The organism is Streptomyces spororaveus, assembly GCF_016755875.1.
Lineage (GTDB): Bacteria > Actinomycetota > Actinomycetes > Streptomycetales > Streptomycetaceae > Streptomyces > Streptomyces spororaveus.
Genome location: NZ_BNED01000005.1, coordinates 5,662,582 through 5,679,137, shown reverse-complemented (window position 1 = coordinate 5,679,137; position 16,556 = coordinate 5,662,582). Strand labels below are relative to the sequence as shown.

At 71.8% G+C, this 16,556-nt stretch carries 11 protein-coding genes; 2 read left to right on the top strand and 9 right to left on the bottom strand.

Features of this window, described 5'->3' with window-relative positions:
- Positions 1–28 precede the first annotated feature (28 nt).
- From proB to Sspor_RS27995, 3 genes are all read right to left on the bottom strand, one after another.
- Positions 29–1,156 carry a glutamate 5-kinase gene (gene proB / locus Sspor_RS28005; protein WP_202201589.1) on the bottom strand — a complete coding sequence of 376 codons (1,128 nt, stop codon included), beginning with the start codon at positions 1,154–1,156 and terminating at the stop codon, positions 29–31.
- Positions 1,157–1,247: 91 nt separating this feature from the next.
- Positions 1,248–1,679, bottom strand: a complete 432-nt coding sequence (locus tag Sspor_RS28000; protein ID WP_202201588.1) for a GtrA family protein — start codon at positions 1,677–1,679, stop codon at positions 1,248–1,250.
- Complete coding sequence (locus Sspor_RS27995; RefSeq protein WP_237404055.1) at positions 1,676–2,692, bottom strand: glycosyltransferase family 2 protein; 1,017 nt, start codon at positions 2,690–2,692, stop codon at positions 1,676–1,678. Before Sspor_RS27995 ends, Sspor_RS28000 begins: the two co-directional genes overlap by 4 nt.
- A gap of 183 nt (positions 2,693–2,875) precedes the next feature.
- Between Sspor_RS27995 and Sspor_RS27990 the strand changes: the two genes are divergently transcribed.
- Together Sspor_RS27990 and Sspor_RS27985 are read left to right on the top strand one after the other, a co-directional pair.
- Positions 2,876–5,755 (top strand): bifunctional glycosyltransferase/CDP-glycerol:glycerophosphate glycerophosphotransferase, encoded by a 2,880-nt coding sequence (locus tag Sspor_RS27990; protein ID WP_202201587.1) that lies wholly within the window; start codon positions 2,876–2,878, stop codon positions 5,753–5,755.
- Positions 5,752–6,924, top strand: a complete 1,173-nt coding sequence (locus tag Sspor_RS27985; RefSeq protein ID WP_202201586.1) for a glycosyltransferase — start codon at positions 5,752–5,754, stop codon at positions 6,922–6,924. The genes Sspor_RS27990 and Sspor_RS27985 overlap by 4 nt, the downstream gene beginning before the upstream one ends.
- Positions 6,925–7,010: 86 nt before the next feature.
- On the opposite strand, the gene galE is transcribed toward Sspor_RS27985, so the two are convergent.
- The 6 genes from galE to Sspor_RS27955 form a co-directional block, all read right to left on the bottom strand.
- Positions 7,011–8,024: a UDP-glucose 4-epimerase GalE gene (gene galE / locus Sspor_RS27980; protein ID WP_202201585.1), complete on the bottom strand. Its 1,014-nt coding sequence runs from the start codon at positions 8,022–8,024 to the stop codon at positions 7,011–7,013.
- A gap of 127 nt (positions 8,025–8,151) precedes the next feature.
- Entirely contained in the window at positions 8,152–9,768 is a 1,617-nt protein-coding gene (locus Sspor_RS27975) for a glycosyltransferase family 2 protein (protein WP_237404054.1), read from the bottom strand.
- A gap of 70 nt (positions 9,769–9,838) precedes the next feature.
- Positions 9,839–11,284, bottom strand: a complete 1,446-nt coding sequence (gene obgE, locus Sspor_RS27970; RefSeq protein ID WP_202201584.1) for a GTPase ObgE — start codon at positions 11,282–11,284, stop codon at positions 9,839–9,841.
- A 178-nt stretch (positions 11,285–11,462) separates the two neighbouring features.
- Positions 11,463–11,717 (bottom strand): 50S ribosomal protein L27, encoded by a 255-nt coding sequence (gene rpmA / locus Sspor_RS27965; RefSeq protein WP_030840805.1) that lies wholly within the window; start codon positions 11,715–11,717, stop codon positions 11,463–11,465.
- Positions 11,718–11,730: 13 nt separating this feature from the next.
- Entirely contained in the window at positions 11,731–12,051 is a 321-nt protein-coding gene (rplU, locus tag Sspor_RS27960; protein WP_030013082.1) for a 50S ribosomal protein L21, read from the bottom strand.
- Positions 12,052–12,348: 297 nt separating this feature from the next.
- Positions 12,349–16,452 (bottom strand): Rne/Rng family ribonuclease, encoded by a 4,104-nt coding sequence (locus tag Sspor_RS27955; protein ID WP_202201583.1) that lies wholly within the window; start codon positions 16,450–16,452, stop codon positions 12,349–12,351.
- Positions 16,453–16,556 lie beyond the last annotated feature (104 nt).

Below are 16,556 nucleotides of genomic sequence, written 5' to 3'. Positions count from 1 at the left end.
GGCCGCCGCGCTCCGCTTTTGCCGAACCTCAGCCCTCCAGCAGGACCAGATCGTCCCGGTGGACGACCTCCCGCTCGTACGCGGGTCCGAGTTCCCGCGCGAGCTCGCGAGTGGAGCGGCCGAGGAGTTGCGGGAGCTCCTTGGCGTCGAAGTTGACCAGGCCCCGCGCCACGGCGCGGCCGTCGGCGGAGCGCAGTTCCACCGGGTCCCCGGCGACGAAGTCGCCCTGGACCGCAGCGATCCCGGCGGGCAGCAGCGAGCTGCCGCGCTCGGTGACCGCGCGGACGGCGCCGTCGTCCAGGACCAGGTGCCCCTGCGGGGTCGACGCGTGCTGGAGCCAGAGCAGCCGGTCCGCGGAGCGGCGCCCGGTGGCGTGGAACAGGGTGCCGGTCCCCCGCCCGGCGAGGGCGTCGGCGGCCTGGCTGGCGGAGGTCAGCACCACGGGGATGCCGGCGGCGGCCGCGATCCGGGCCGCCTCGACCTTGGTGACCATGCCGCCGGTGCCCACGCCCGCCTTGCCGGCGCTGCCGATGGAGACGTGCGCGATGTCCCCGGGCCCGCGGACCTCTTCGATGCGGGTGGTGCCGGGCTGGGACGGGTCACCGTCGTAGAGGCCGTCCACGTCGGAGAGGAGGACGAGGAGGTCCGCGCGGACGAGGTGGGCGACGAGCGCGGCCAGCCGGTCGTTGTCGCCGAAGCGGATCTCGTCGGTGGCGACGGTGTCGTTCTCGTTGACGACGGGGAGGGCGCCCATGGCCAGCAGCTGGTCGAGGGTGCGGTAGGCGTTGCGGTAGTGGGCGCGGCGGCTGGTGTCGTCGGTGGTGAGGAGCACCTGGCCGACGCGGACGCCGTACCGCGCGAAGGAGGCGGTGTAGCGGGCGACGAGCAGCCCCTGGCCGACGCTCGCGGCGGCCTGCTGCCGGGCCAGGTCCTTGGGGCGGCGGCGCAGGCCGAGCGGGGAGAGCCCGGCTGCGATGGCTCCGCTGGAGACGAGGACGATCTCCTTCTCGCCGCCGCTGCGGGCCTTGGCGAGGACGTCGACGAGGGCGTCCACCCGGTCCGCGTCGAGTCCGCCGGCCGCGGTGGTCAGGGAGGAGGAGCCGACCTTGACCACGATCCTGCGGGCGTCCACGACACCCTGCCTAGCCGCTGACACGTCTGTCCCCTTGCCCCTTGCCGAAATGCCTGTCTCCGAGATGCCTGCCGTCTCAATCTACGGGGTGGGCGCGCGGGACTGCTCGGGGGTTTCAGACCCTGGACGAGGACCCCGCCTCCGCGTGCGGGGCCGTCTCGGCCCGGGCGGCACCCGGGACGAGGATCTTGCGGGAGAGCAGGAAGGTGAACGGGATGGCCACGATCGCCGCGACCAGCGGGGCGATCCGGGTGTCCATCCCGGCCCAGGTCACCAGCGCGTAGAGGCCGGCGGACTGGATGACGTAGTTGGTGACGTTCGTCAGCGGGAAGAGGAGGAACTTCTTCCAGGTCGGCCGGGTGCGGTAGGTGAAGTAGGTGTTCATGAAGAACGAGCCGACCATCGCCAGCAGGAAGGCGAGGGAGTAGGCGGCGAAGTAGGGCATCCACGGGTGCAGGAGCAGGTAGATGCCGAAGAAGGTGGCGGTGTTGACCCCGCCCACGAGGGCGAATCGGAACACCTGGCCGAGCTGGTCCCTGCGGCTCATCGGGCGCTGCGCTCCACGATCGTCGGCTCCGTGACCGTCGGCTCCGCGACGCGGCCCGCCGTCTGACCGCCGGTCCGGGGCAGCGGCTGCGCCCCGTGCGATTCCTTCACCAGGAAGTGCGGCCGGCGCTTGGTCTCGTAGTAGATGCGGCCGATGTACTCGCCGATCAGGCCCAGCATGATCAGCTGCACGCCGCCCAGGCCGGTGATGATCGCCACGAGGGTGACGTACCCGGGGGACTCGACGCCGTGGGTCATCGCCCTGATCGTGATCCAGAGCGCGTAGAGGCCGGTCAGGGCGACCAGCGACACGCCGAACCAGATCCCGATCCGCAGCGGCCTGTTGTTGAAGGAGATCAGGCCGTCCATGCCGTAGTTCAGCAGGGAGCCGAACTTCCACTTCGTCTCGCCGGCCTCGCGCTGCGCGTTGCGGTAGTCGAAGTGGACGGTGTCGAAGCCGATCCAGGAGAACAGGCCCTTGGAGAAGCGGTTGTACTCGGGCAGCGCCAGCAGGGCGTCCACGGCCGGGCGCGAGAGCATGCGGAAATCGCCGACGCCGTCGGTGAGCTCCACGTCCACCCAGCGGTTGACGCCGCGGTAGTAGAGGCTGCTGAGGGCTGAGCGGAGCTTCTTGTCGCCCTCGCGCGTGCGGCGGGCGATGATCTGGTCGTGGCCCTGGTGGTAGTGCTCCAGCATGGTCGCGATGAGCTCGGGCGGGTGCTGGAGGTCCGCGTCCATGATCACGACGGCGTCGCCGGTGGCTTCGCGCAGGCCGGCGAGCATGCCGGCCTCCTTGCCGAAGTTGCGGCTGAAGGAGACGTAGCGGGTCTGCTCACCGTGCTCGGCGGCGATCTTGCGGAGCTTGTCGAGGGTGCCGTCACGGCTTCCGTCGTCGACGTAGCAGACCTCGTACTCGACGGGGAGGGCGTCCAGGACCCTTCGGATTTCCCCATCGAAGCTGTCGAGGACGGCTTCTTCGTTGAAGCAGGGGACAACTACGGACAGCTTCGTCATGAACACTTCCTGCTGGATCCGAACGGGTGATTGTCGGCGACCGGACCCGCCTCGCACCTCTTCCTTAGAAGTATGCACGGAGAGGGTCGGACGGGAGTCGGGCTGCCGGAGTCGAGGGCGGCACACGGTAGCGTGGTCGAGATAAGCGGAATCAGCTGAACGTAACGAAACGAAGGGATCGAGGTGCACGTGCCCGACGTCTCCGTGGTCGTCATCGTCTACAACGACGCAGAGCGTCTGCCGACAGCAGTCCGGTCGGTTCTGGACCAGACCCTGCACAGTGTCGAAGTCGTGATCGTCGACGACTGCAGCAAGGACCGCTCGTACGCGGTCGCCCAGGAACTGGAATCTGCGCATCCAGGGCGGGTGCGCGCCTTCCGGCTGCCGGAGAACAGCGGCGGCTGCGGTGCGCCGCGCAACCACGGCATCCAGCAGGCCACCGGAACGTACGTGATGTTCCTCGACAGCGACGACGTGCTGGAGCGCAACGCCTGCCGGAACATGCTGGACGCCGCCGAGCGGACCGGATCCGACCTGGTCTCGGGCATGTGCGTACGCGTGCACCTCGACAACCGGTGGGGCAAGACCACCGAGTGGTACCCCTGGATCTACTCGCGCACGCGCACCCTGGAATCGATCACCGAGTACCCCGACCTGCTGGTCTACGACACCCTCTCCACGAACAAGTGCTACCGGCGCGCGTTCCTCCTGGAGCAGGGCCTGGAGTTCCCGGTCGGCATCCACTACGAGGACCTGCTGTTCTCCGCGCAGGCGTACGTGGCCGCCCGCCGCATCACGCTGATCCCGAACCACGTCTACTTCTGGAACGTGGTCGAGAAGGCCGCGGCCCTGTCGATCAGCAACCGGCGCCACGAGATCGCGAACTTCGTCCACCGGATGGAGATCCACCGCCGCGTCGACCGTCTGCTGGCGGACAAGGGCCACACGGACATCAAGTCGGCGAAGGACGCCAAGTTCCTCAAGCACGACCTGGTGCTGCACCTGCGCGACCTGCCGCTGCTGAGCGACGAGTACCGCCAGGAGTTCGCCCGCCTCGCCAACGGCTACCTCGCGGAGATCGACCCGGCCGCGTACGAGAACGTCACCTACCTCCAGGCGATCTGCGCCTACCTGCTGGGCAAGGAGGACTGGGACAACCTGCTCCCGGCCGCCGACGCCATGACCAACAAGGGCCGGCTGACCTCCCCGCTCGCCGAGCGCGACGGCCGCGTCTACTGGTGCGCGCAGCACATCGACGGCCCCGACGCCGACGAGGCCCGCCGGATACTGGACGTCACCGAGCAGGCCTTCCACACCACGCCCCTCAGCGGCCTCACCGTGGGCAACCGCCTCACCTCCTACGAGGACGACGGCCGCGGCACGGTCACCATGTCCGGCTCGATCGTGAACCCGCTGGGCCGGATCCCTGCCGACGCCGACCTGAAGGCCACGCTCGAATTCCGGGCCCGCCGGCAGATTGGCGTGCGCTCCTTCAGCTTCCCGGTGGCAACGGTGCGCCACGCGGGGGACACGATCGAGTGGACCGTCACCGCCGACGTCGCGAGCACCGTCCGCCCGCTCGGCATCATCGACGCCGTCTGGGACGTCCGCCTCAAGCTGACCGCCGGCGGCGAGCGGATCACCACCCGCGTCTCGGTCGGCGGGGTCGACCTGGACTCGGCGGCCCGGCTGCGCGTGCGCCCGCGCCTGACCCGGCTGGTCTCGGACCGCTTCGGGCCCGAGGTCACCAAGAAGGGCAACCTCAGCTACGTGCTGAGCGCCGAGGGCGCCGCCGCAGTCCGCACCCAGTCGCTGATCAACAACGCCATACAGGGCAAGGCGGCCGGCGTGGTCAAGCGGGGCCTGCGCAAGGCACTGCGGGCCCGCCGGAACATGGGCTCCGGCGAGCAGAAGGTGAAGGTCTACCACGAGGTCTTCTCGAAGCTGCCGATCAAGAAGGGCACGGTCGTCTTCGAGAGCCACATGGGCAAGCAGTACAGCGACAGCCCCAAGGCGATCTACGAAGAGCTGGTCCGCCAGGGCGCGCCGTTCGAGGCGATCTGGTCCTACGCGGGCGCCAAGCCCACCGGCTTCCCCAAGGAGGCCACCCTGGTCAGGCGCTGGAGCTGGCCGTACCTGCGCGCCCTGGCCCAGGCCGAGTACTGGGTCGACAACCAGGGCTTCCCGCTGGCGCTGGCCAAGCGTCCGGGGACCACGTACATCCAGACCTGGCACGGCTCGGCGCTCAAGCGGATGGGCTTCCACGAGCCCCGGACGAAGGCGCAGGGACGGGCCGGGCAGGCCCGTTTCCAGGCGGCCGTCGACCGCTTCGACCACTTCCTGATCCGCTCCGAGCACGACACCCGCACCCTCGCCAAGGGCTTCCGGCTGCGGGACGAGGTGCTGCTGCGCACGGGCTACCCGCGCAACGACGCCCTCGTCGAGGCGCACCGGACCGAGGCGAACAGCGGTGAGCGCGTACGCGGGCCCCTCGCGGTCGAGCTCGGCATCGACCCGGACAAGAAGGTGCTGCTGTACGCGCCGACCTTCCGGGCGGGCGCGGACGGCGCGGTGGAGGGCTTCACCTTCCCCTTCGACGTGGAGGAGTTCGCGGACCGGCTCGGTGACCGCTTCACGCTGCTGGTGCGGACCCACTACCTCAACAGCGTCTCGCTGCCGCCGTCCGTCGCCGGCCGGGTCGTCGACGTGTCCCGGCACCACGACATCACCCCGCTGCTGGCCCTCGCCGACGGTCTGATCACCGACTACTCGTCCGTGATGTTCGACTACGCGGTCCTGGACCGGCCGATGCTGTTCTTCGCGTACGACTACGAGAAGTACGCCACGGACATCCGCGGGACGTACTTCGACCTGAAGGAGAAGGCCCCGGGCCCGGTGGTGTCCACGGCGGACGAACTGCTGCAGGCGCTCGCCGCCTTCGAGGAGGCGGACGTCAAGTACGCCCAGGCACGGCAGCGTTTCCTCGCCGAGTTCGGCGAGTACGACCGCGGGGACGCGGCCCGCCAGATCGTCGAGAAGTTCTTCACCAGGAGCGGCAAGTGAGCCAGCAGACCGCCACCCCGGGCGGCCGTGACATCTTCATCGTCTCCAACAACGTCGACGAGATCGGCGGTGTGACCACCTGGTCGCACCAGATGGCCCGGCAGTTCACCGACCGCGGCCACCGGGTGCACATCGTGGGCGTCGCCCCGGTCGCCGACGACATCCGGCAGAAGCTGCCGCGGGGCCTGCCGTACGAGATGACCACGCTGTACGACACCCACCCGCCGTCGGCCCGCCGGCTGCGCGGGATCAAGGGCCGGCTGAACGCACCCGAGCGGCGCCGTCAGGCGGCCCGGCGGGCCCAGATGCGGGTCAAGGCCGAGCAGCTGAGCGAGCTGCTGCGGGCGGCCCGTCCGGGCGGTGTCGTCATCGTCACCCAGGTCTGGGCCATGGAGTGGGTGGCGCTCGCCGACACCAAGGGGCTCACCGTCATCGGGATGAGCCACGAGTCGTTCGAGGCCAGCCAGAAGTCCACGCGCGGGGAGCGGGTCCGCCGCTTCTACCCGCAGGTCGACCGGCTGCTGGTGCTGACCGCCGAGGACGCGGACCTGTGGATCCGGGCGGGCATGGAGAACGTGGGCAGCATGCCGAACCCGCTGCCCTTCATGCCCGACTCCCCCGCGCCGCGGACGGAGAAGGTCGTGGCGTGCGTCGGGCGCCTCGCCTTCGAGAAGGGCGTCGACCTGCTGCTCGACACCTGGGCGGACGTCGCGCCGCACCACCCCGACTGGACCCTGCGGATCTACGGGGCGGGCGCCGAGGAGGAGACGCTGAGGGCGCACTGCACCTCGCTGGGCCTGGACGACTCCGTGGAGTGGATGGGCAGCACCGACGACGTGCTGGGCGCGCTGCGCGGAGCCTCGGTCTTCGCCCAGGCCTCACGGGCCGAGGGCTTCCCGATCACGCTGCTGGAGGCGATGGCGGCGGGCGTGCCGGCGGCCGCCTTCGACTGCGCGCCGGGCGTACGGGAGATCGTCGAGCACGGCGAGGACGGGCTGCTGGCCCGGCTGGGAAACACGATGGAACTGGCCGGGCACCTGCGCACGCTGATCGCCGACCGTGAGCTGCGCGACCGGCTCGGGGACAACGCCTTCCACTCGGTGCGGCGTTACTCCAGCCCCGAGATCACCGACCGGTGGGAAGAGCTGTTCTCCTTCCTGGAGCGCTGACCGCGCCTTCCACGGCACACATGAGGCAGCCCGCCCCGGACGCGTCCGGGGCGGGCTGCCTCATGTGGTGGCTGCGGTCCGGCCGCTCAGGCCTTGTGGACGTCCCGGTGGGCGTCCTTGCGGGCCACCTTGTTGGCCTCCCAGCCCGCCCAGGCGGAGACGACCATCTCACGGACGTCGTGGCGGGCCTTCCAGCCCAGCTCCCCGGTGATCTTGTCGGCCGAGGCCACGACCTTCGCCGGGTCGCCGGCACGCCGCGGGCTGATCACGGGGGCGATGTCGTGCCCGGTGTTCTTGTTCAGGAGCTCGACCATCTCGGCCACGGAGACGCCCTCGCCGCGCCCGATGTTGACGGTGAGGTCCTTGTAGTCGCCGGCCGCGGCCCACTCGGCGAGCTTGCGGGCGGCCGCCACGTGGGCCTCCGCGAGGTCCTCGACGTGGATGTAGTCGCGGATGCAGGTGCCGTCCGGGGTCGGGTAGTCGTCACCGAAGATCTTGGCGCCCTGGCCGGCGTCGTAGCGCTCGAAGACCATCGGGACCAGGTTGAAGACGCCGGTGTCGGCGAGCTCGGGGGTCGCGGCGCCCGCCACGTTGAAGTAGCGCAGGCAGGCGGTGGAGATGCCGTGCGCCCTGCCCGCGGCGCGCACCAGCCACTCTCCGGCCAGCTTGGTCTCGCCGTAGGGGCTCAGCGGCGCGCACGGGGTGTCCTCGGTGACCAGGTCCACGTCGGGCATGCCGTAGACGGAGGCGGAGGAGGAGAAGAGGAAGTTGCGGATGCCCGCGTCGGCCACGGCCTGCAGCAGGACGGCGAGGCCCTGCACGTTCTCGTGGTAGTAGTACATCGGCTTCTCGACGGACTCGCCGACCTGCTTCTTGCCCGCGAGGTGCACCACGCCGGTGATCTTGTGCTTGCGGATGACCTCCTCCAGGGCCAGCCGGTCGAGGACGGAGCCGACCACCAGCGGGACGCCCTCCGGTACGCGGTCCTCGTTGCCCGTGGAGAGGTCGTCGAAGACGACGACCTGCTCCCCCGCGAGCTGCATCGCGCGGACGACGTGCGCGCCGATGTATCCGGCGCCACCGGTGATCAGAAACGTCATGTGTATCTCCTTGGTCCTGTCCGACTTCGAAGTGAAGAGCACAGTGGTGTGGGCCTTCCTCCGGGCATGTCTCCGGGGCCCGTCTCCGAGGCCTGTGGCCTGGCCTGTGGCCGGGCCGTCCTGGCCGTCAGCCCGCCCCACGGCCCGCCCGGGCCCGGTGGAGGCGGTTTCGTACGAGGTAGAGAGCGCCCTCGGCGCCGGGCGCGAGGCGCAGCGCGAGGGCGCCGGCCCCCGTCCGGTAGGGCTGCGCCAGCAGCACACCGTACCGGCTGCTGGGCAGGGCCCGACGGCGAAGGAGTCGGCCCCGGGGGCGCAAGGAGGTGAACACCGAGCTCCCGTCGGCGCAGCGCACGCCCACCCCGACGTTCCACGCCTGCATCCTGCGCAGCCCCTGGCGACGGCCCGTGACGGCCAGGTCGGCGAGGCGGAACGGCAGTACGGCGACCCAGCCCCCGCCGGCGTCGGGCTGCAGCTCGACCGGCTGTGCGAGGACCGCCTCGCCGCCCGCACGGGGCAGGAAGCTCAGCTGGGCGGTGACCGGCCCGGCCTCGGCGAGGCGCCCGTACAGGTCGTGCAGGCGGATCCGGACGGCGGCGCGGCCCGCCGGTTCGGCGTCGACGGTGACGGGCAGCTCGCCGACCGGCAGCCCGGGCAGGCCGGCCAGCTCGACCGGGAGGTCCTCGCTCCACACGGGAGTTCCGGTGGGACCGGTCGCGTACGGGGGCAGCAGCCGCGGCGGTTCGGCGGCCAGCCGGGTGAGCCGCTCGATGTCGGCGGGCGGGGTCGCGGTGGCGCGCAGCACGGAAACGATCCAGCGGGCGTGGGCCGCGGCCGACTCGATGTCCGCCTCGGGGAAGGTGTCCACGTACGCGCGGGTCAGGGTCCACCAGGCGGCCTGGTACTCGGGGTCCCGGCCGAGCTCGCGCAGGTACATGCGCAGGTCGTACTCCAGGAACTTCACCCGGCAGGCGCTGGCCAGGAGCGGGGAGGCGTCCGCGAGGATCCCGGCGGCCGTGCGGTGGGCCTCGATGCGCGAGCGCCAGTTCCCGACGTCCTTGCGGTCCAGGGAGATCGACACCTGGGCGGCGCTGCGGCGCACGTGCCAGACGTAGACGAGGTCGCCGGTGACGGCGATGCGGGGGGCCGCGGCGAGCACGCGGGCGGTGAAGACGAAGTCCTCGTAGATGAACCGGCCGTCGGGGAAGCGCAGGCCGTGCTCCTGGAGGAAGGCGCGCTCGTACAGCTTGTTGACGCAGAGGGTGTCGCGGACGAGGTCGGGCCGGTCCACCGGCCGCTCGATCACCTCGCCCGGTGTGTGGAGTCCGGGCATCCACGGGACGTCGTGGTGCTGGGGCAGCTCGCGCCGGACCGCGGCGCCGACGGTGACCGGGGCGCGGTGCTCCTCGGCGGTGCGCACCAGGGCGTCCGCGGCACCCGGCGGCAGGATGTCGTCGCTGTCGAGGAAAAGGACGTACCGGCCGGAAGCAGCCGCGATCCCGTCGTTGCGGGGGGTGCCGCACCCCCCGCTGTTCTCCGTCCGGTGCACGACCTTGAGGCGGGGGTGCACGGCTGCCAGCTCGTCCAGCACCTGCGCGGTGCCGTCGGACGAGGCGTCGTTCACCGCGATGACCTCGGAGACCACCGGGCCCTGGGCGAGGGCCGAGGAAACGGCCTCGCCCACGAGCCCGGCGTCGTTGTACGCGATGACCACGACGGAAACGGTGGGTAGCTTGCTGCTGTTCACCCGGAAGATCCTAGGCGACCGACGTAAAGGCGCCTTCAAACCTCCCGGGCACAAGTCCCTCGGGAGGGGCTCAGAACGGCTTGAATTCGTCGTACTCCTGCTGCGCCGCGTCCCCGCGCTTGGCGTCCTTCTCCTTGCGGCGCGTGGTGGCCGGGCGCGGAGCGTCCAGGCGGTGGTCCTCGCCGCGGCGGCCCAGCATCTCGGCGCCGGCCATCATGGTCGGCTCCCAGTCGAAGACGACGGAGTTCTCGTCGGAGCCGATGGCCACGCCGTCACCGGCGCGGGCGCCGGCCTTCTTGAGCGCGTCCTCGACACCGAGGCGGTTGAGCCGGTCCGCGAGGTAGCCGACGGCCTCGTCGTTGTTGAAGTCGGTCTGGCGGACCCAGCGCTCGGGCTTCTCGCCGCGCACCAGGTAGACGTCCTCGGCCTCGTCGTAGGTGACGGTGAAGCCGGCGTCGTCCACGGCCTTCGGACGGATGACGATACGGGTCGCCTCCTCCTTCGGCTTGCGGGCGCGGGCCTTGGCGATGCCCTCGGCGAGGAAGTAGGAGAGCTCCTTGAGACCCGTGCGGGCGACCGCGGAGACCTCGAAGACCTTGTAGCCGCGGGCCTCCAGGTCCGGGCGGACCATGTCGGCGAGCACTTGGCCGTCCGGGATGTCGACCTTGTTGAGGACGACGAGGCGCGGACGCTTCTCCAGGCCGCCGCCGTAGAGCTTGAGCTCCTCCTCGATGAGGTCGAGGTCGGCGATCGGGTCGCGGTCGGACTCCAGCGTGGCGGTGTCCAGGACGTGCACCAGCACCGAGCAGCGCTCGACGTGGCGCAGGAACTCCAGGCCCAGGCCACGGCCCTGGCTGGCGCCGGGGATCAGGCCCGGGACGTCGGCGATCGTGTAGACCGTCGAGCCGGCCGTGACGACGCCCAGGTTCGGGACGAGGGTGGTGAAGGGGTAGTCCGCGATCTTCGGCTTGGCGGAGGAGAGCACCGAGATCAGCGAGGACTTGCCGGCGCTCGGGAAGCCGACCAGCGCCACGTCGGCGACGGTCTTGAGCTCCAGGACGATGTCACCGGTCGTGCCGGGGACACCGAGGAGCGCGAAGCCGGGCGCCTTGCGGCGGGCGGAGGAGAGCGCGGCGTTGCCGAGACCGCCGCGGCCGCCCTCGGCGGCGACGTAGGTGGTGCCCTGGCCGACGAGGTCGGCGAGGACGTTGCCCTCCTTGTCGAGGACGACGGTGCCGTCCGGCACGGGCAGGATCAGGTCCTGGCCGTCCTTGCCGGAGCGGTTGTCGCCGGCGCCCGGCTGGCCGTTGGTGGCCTTGCGGTGGGGGCTGTGGTGGTAGTCCAGCAGGGTGGTGATCGCCTGCTCCACCACCAGGATGACGTCGCCGCCACGGCCGCCGTTGCCGCCGTCGGGCCCGCCGAGCGGCTTGAACTTCTCCCGGTGAACGGAGGCGCAGCCGTGGCCCCCGTTACCCGCGGCGACGTGCAGCTCGACGCGGTCCACGAAGGTGGTCATGGGTGTTCCTCCAGATACATACGGGAATGTCCCGGGCAGGCCGTATTACTACCCCTGCCCATTAAAACGTCGTCTGTATGACAACGCGCCGAGGGCGGACCTCTCTTCCCGGCTTGCGCCGGGAAGAGCTGAGATCCGCCCTCGGGAAGTTACGAACGCTCGATCAGCCGAAGCTGGATCAGGCGGCCGGAACGATGTTGACGACCTTGCGGCCACGGTGCGTGCCGAACTGGACCGAACCGGCCTGCAGCGCGAACAGCGTGTCGTCGCCACCACGACCGACACCCGAGCCCGGGTGGAAGTGGGTGCCGCGCTGGCGGACGAGGATCTCACCAGCGGAAACGACCTGACCGCCGAAGCGCTTCACGCCGAGCCGCTGGGCATTGGAGTCGCGCCCGTTCCGGGTGGACGATGCGCCCTTCTTGTGTGCCATGTCTCAGTCCCTCTTACTTCGCAGCCGCGGGGATACCGGTGACCTTGATCGCCGTGTACTGCTGGCGGTGACCCTGGCGACGGCGGTAGCCGGTCTTGTTCTTGTAGCGCAGGATGTCGATCTTGGCGCCCTTGTGGTGGTCCACGACCTCGGCCGTGACCTTGATACCGGCCAGGACCCACGGGTCGCTGGTCACGGCTTCGCCGTCGACAACGAGCAGGGTCGAGAGCTCGACCGTGTCGCCAACCTTGGCAGTGGAAATCTTGTCAACCTCAACGATGTCGCCGACAGCAACCTTGTGCTGGCGACCACCGCTGCGCACGATGGCGTACACGCGGATCTCTCTCTCACTCGGGACGGATGCTCCTGAAGCCAGCCGCTCAGGCAAGCCCCGCCAAGAAGGCGGAACCGCACCGATCCGGATTGGACGAGCGGCCTCTCTCGAACGACGCTTGCGCGTACAGAACGTGAGGAAGGTGCTCAGGAGCGCGGCACACACCGGACGTCAATCGTCCAAGCATGCCGACGGTCTAGGTTACGGGCCCGGTTCCGGAGGGTCAAACCGGGCCCCTACGGCCGTGGGCCCCGCCGCTCGGCGGGGCCCACGGCCGCTGTGTCACTCAGCGGTGGATCAGGCTTCGGTCGGAGCCGAGACGGACGGAGGCGTCTGCTGCTCCGCCGCCGCGGTCTTCTTCGTCGCCCGCTTCACCGCGGTCTTCTTGGTCGTGGCCGCCTTCTTGGCCACGGTCTTCTTGGCGGCCGCCGCCTTCTTGGCCGGAGCCTTCTTCGCCGCGGTCGCCTTCTTGGCCGGGGCCTTCCGGGCGGCCTTCTTGGCCGGGGCGGCCTCCTCGGCGACCGGTGCGGCCTCCTCGGCCTCGGGGGCCGGGGTCTCGGCTGCCGGGACCTCGGCCGCAGGGGCCTCGACGACCACCACGGCGGCCTCGGCCGCGCCTGCCGGGGAACCGGCGGGTGCGGTGGCCTTGCGGGTGGCACGGCGGCGCGGACGGGCCGGAGCGGCCTCCACGACGGGCGCCTCCTCGACCTCGGCGACGGCCACGGGCTCGGGCTCGGCCTCGGCCTCGACGACCGGCTCGGGCTCCGGCACGACGACCGGCTCCGGCGCCGGCTCCGGGACCACCTCGGCCGCGGGGGCCGGGGCGCCCGCCGGGGCGGTGGCCTTACGGGTCGCGCGGCGACGGGTACGGCCCTTCGGCGCGGCGTCCTCGGTCACGGCCTCGGCCACGACCTCCGCGACGACGTCCGAGGCCTCCACGGCTTCGGCGACGACCTCGGCGGCCGGCTCCAGGACGGTGTCGGCCGGCTCGGTCACCGGCTCGGCGACGACCTCGGCCACGGGGGCCGGGGCCTGCGCCGGAGCGACCGCACCGCGCGGGGCACCCGCCGGAGCGGTGGCCTTGCGGGTGGCACGGCGCCGGTTGCGGCGACCGCTGATGCCCGCGGCGGCCTCGGCCTCGGCCGGGCTGCTGTAGAGCTCCTCGTCCGCGACGAACTCCGGCTCGGGCAGGGCACGCGGCGCGGCGGCCTCGGCGGCCACCTCGGCCTCGGACTCGAAGACGCCGTTGTCGACGGACTCGACCGTCTCGACCTCGTGGTCGTGCTGGTCGAACTCGGCGCGGCCACCGCGGCGCTTGGAGCGCTTGCCGTTGCCACCGCCGCCGATCACGGTCGGGGTCTCCATGTGGACGATGACACCGCGCCCGTTGCAGTGGACGCAGGTCTCGGAGAAGGACTCCAGCAGACCCTGGCCCACCCGCTTGCGGGTCATCTGGACCAGGCCCAGCGAGGTGACCTCGGCCACCTGGTGCTTCGTACGGTCGCGGCCCAGGCACTCCAGCATGCGCCGCAGGACCAGGTCGCGGTTGGACTCCAGGACCATGTCGATGAAGTCGATGACGACGATGCCGCCCAGGTCGCGCAGCCGCAGCTGGCGCACGATCTCCTCGGCCGCCTCCAGGTTGTTCCTGGTGACGGTCTCTTCGAGGTTGCCGCCCTGACCGGTGAACTTGCCGGTGTTGACGTCGATGACGATCATCGCCTCGGTCTTGTCGATCACAAGCGAGCCGCCCGAGGGCAGCCACACCTTGCGGTCGAGCGCCTTGGCGAGCTGCTCGTCGATCCGGTACGTCGCGAAGACGTCGACCTCGGAGGTCCAGCGCGACAGCCGGTCGGCCAGGTCCGGGGCCACGTGGTTCACGTAGCCGTGGATGGTCTCCCAGGCGCCGTCACCGCTGACGATGACCTTCGAGAAGTCCTCGTTGAAGATGTCGCGCACGACGCGGACGGTCATGTCCGGCTCGCCGTACAGCAGGCTCGGCGAAGAGGTCGAGATCTGCTTCGACTTCTTCTGGATGTCCTCCCACTGGGCCTGCAGACGCTCGACGTCGCGGCGCAGCTCGTCCTCGCTCGCACCCTCGGCGGCGGTGCGCACGATGACGCCCGCGTCCTCGGGGACGATCTTCTTGAGGATGGTCTTCAGACGCGCGCGCTCGGTGTCGGGCAGCTTGCGGCTGATGCCGGTCATCGAGCCCTCGGGCACGTAAACCAGGTAGCGGCCGGGGAGCGAGACCTGGCTGGTCAGGCGGGCGCCCTTGTGGCCGATCGGGTCCTTGGTGACCTGCACCAGGACCGACTGGCCGGACTTGAGGGCGGACTCGATGCGGCGCGGCCCGTTGGCCATGCCGAGCGCCTCGAAGTTGACCTCACCGGCGTACAGGACGGCGTTGCGGCCCTTGCCGATGTCGATGAAGGCGGCCTCCATCGACGGCAGCACGTTCTGGACCTTGCCCAGGTAGACGTTGCCGACGTACGAGGTGGCCTCTTCCTTGTTGACGTAGTGCTCGACGAGCACGTTGTCCTCAAGGACGCCGATCTGCGTGCGCTCGCCGGCCTGGCGGACGACCATGACACGCTCGACGGCCTCACGGCGGGCCAGGAACTCGGCCTCGGTGATGATCGGCACGCGGCGGCGGCCCTGCTCGCGGCCCTCACGGCGGCGCTGCTTCTTCGCCTCCAGGCGGGTCGAGCCCTTGATGGACTGGACCTCGTCGGAGGACTCGGCCTTCTCACGCGCCGGGCGCGGCTCGCGGACCTTGACGACGGTACGCACACCGTCCTCGTCACCCGCTTCGGCGGCCTCGGCAGAGCCCTCGCCGCTGCGGCGACGGCGACGGCGGCGACGGCGGCTGGAGCTGGAGCCGAGGGCCTCGTCGGACTCCTCGTCCTCTTCCTCCTCGGCGTCCTGCTCGGCGGCGTCCTGCTCGGCGGCCTCGGCCTCTTCCTCGGCGGACTCGTCGAGGTCGGCGGACTCACCGCGACGGCGGCGACGGCCACCGCGACGGCGGCGGCGCGACGGGCGCTCGCCCGACTCGTCGCCCTCTTCGAACTCGGCGGACTCCTCGTCCAGCTCGGCGGCCTCGGCCTCCGGCTCCTCCTCCGCGAGCACCTCGGGAAGGGAGACCGGCGCGGACTGCGCGGGCTCGGCCACCGGAGCGGACTCGGCGGCGCCGCGCCCACGGCGACGGCGGCGGCCGGCGGGCTGCGCGACGGGGGCCGCGGTGACCTCGGCCTCCAGCTCGGTCTCCTCCTCCTCGACCTCTTCGGCCGGGGCGGCGGCACGAGCGGCCGCCGCGGCCATGGCCGCGGTCTCGGGGGTCTGGAACATCGGCTCGGCGAAGACCGGGGCCTGGAAGACGGCCACGGCGGGACGCGCGGCGCGGCGGGCGCGGGCCGGTGCGGCGGGCTCGGCGCTCTCGGCGACGGGCTGCGGGGCGGCGGCCGGCGCGGAGGAGCGGGTGGCGCGGCGGCGGCCGCCGCGCTTGGGCGAGTCCACGGCGTCGGCGACGGTCACGGCGCGGGTGGCCCTGGGGGCCTCCTCCACGACGGGCGCGGGCTCCGCGGCGGGAGCCTCGGCGACGGCCTCGGCGGCCGGGGCCGCGACGGCACGGGTCGCACGACGACGGGCACGCGGAGCCGGAGCGGCCGGAGCCTCCTCCTCGACCACGGGCGCGGCAGCCTCGGCGGCGGCAGCAGGAGCCTCGACCACAGCGGCGGCCTCGACGGCCTCTGCGGCCGGAGCGGCCACGGCGCGGGTCGCACGACGACGGGCACGCGGAGCCGGAGCGGCCGGAGCCTCCTCCTCGACCACGGGCGCGGCAGCCTCGGCGGCGGCAGCAGGAGCCTCGACCACAGCGGCGGCCTCGACGGCCTCTGCGGCCGGGGCCGCGACGGCGCGGGTCGCACGACGACGGGCACGCGGAGCCGGAGCGGCCGGAGCCTCCTCCTCGACCACGGGCGCGGCAGCCTCGGCGGCGGCAGCGGCCTCGGCGGCCGGGGCGGTCACGGCGCGGGTGGCACGGCGACGGGCACGCGGAGCGGGAGCGGCGGGCTCCTCGGCGACGGCGGCGGCAACAGGGGCGGCGACCGGCTCGGCGGCCGGGGCGTCGACGACGACGGCCTCCGCGGCCGGAGTCGCCGGGGCGGCCACGGCGCGGGTCGCGCGGCGGCGGGGACGAGCGGGGGCGGCGGCCGGAGCGGCCTCTTCGGCGGGGGCGGCCGGAGCGGCCTCGGTCACCGGAGCCGTCTCGGCGACGGCGCCACCGGGCGGGCCCGCGGGCCGGGAAGCGGCACGGCGGCGACGGCGCGGCGGCAGGTTGTCGCTGGGGCTGCCGCTGTCGGCGCTACCAGCAGGGGTGGTGTCGTTTTCGTTGTTGAGCATTGCGGGCGGTTCTCCCGTCACGCTCCCGGGCGCCGCGGCTGACTTCCGGTCCGGCGCGGCTCCGCGTAATGAGCGCGGAGCCGGCCTCCGGGGCGCGTTCGCCA

Bases quoted from the DNA above. Each gene is read 5' to 3' on its own strand.
- Sspor_RS28000 (WP_202201588.1), bottom strand. From the start codon at position 1,679: ATGAGCCGCAGGGACCAGCTCGGCCAGGTGTTCCGATTCGCCCTCGTG.
- Sspor_RS27995 (WP_237404055.1), bottom strand. From the start codon at position 2,692: ATGACGAAGCTGTCCGTAGTTGTCCCCTGCTTCAACGAAGAAGCCGTC.
- galE (WP_202201585.1), bottom strand. From the start codon at position 8,024: ATGACGTTTCTGATCACCGGTGGCGCCGGATACATCGGCGCGCACGTC.
- obgE (WP_202201584.1), bottom strand. From the start codon at position 11,284: ATGACCACCTTCGTGGACCGCGTCGAGCTGCACGTCGCCGCGGGTAAC.
- rpmA (WP_030840805.1), bottom strand. From the start codon at position 11,717: ATGGCACACAAGAAGGGCGCATCGTCCACCCGGAACGGGCGCGACTCC.
- Sspor_RS27955 (WP_202201583.1), bottom strand. From the start codon at position 16,452: ATGCTCAACAACGAAAACGACACCACCCCTGCTGGTAGCGCCGACAGC.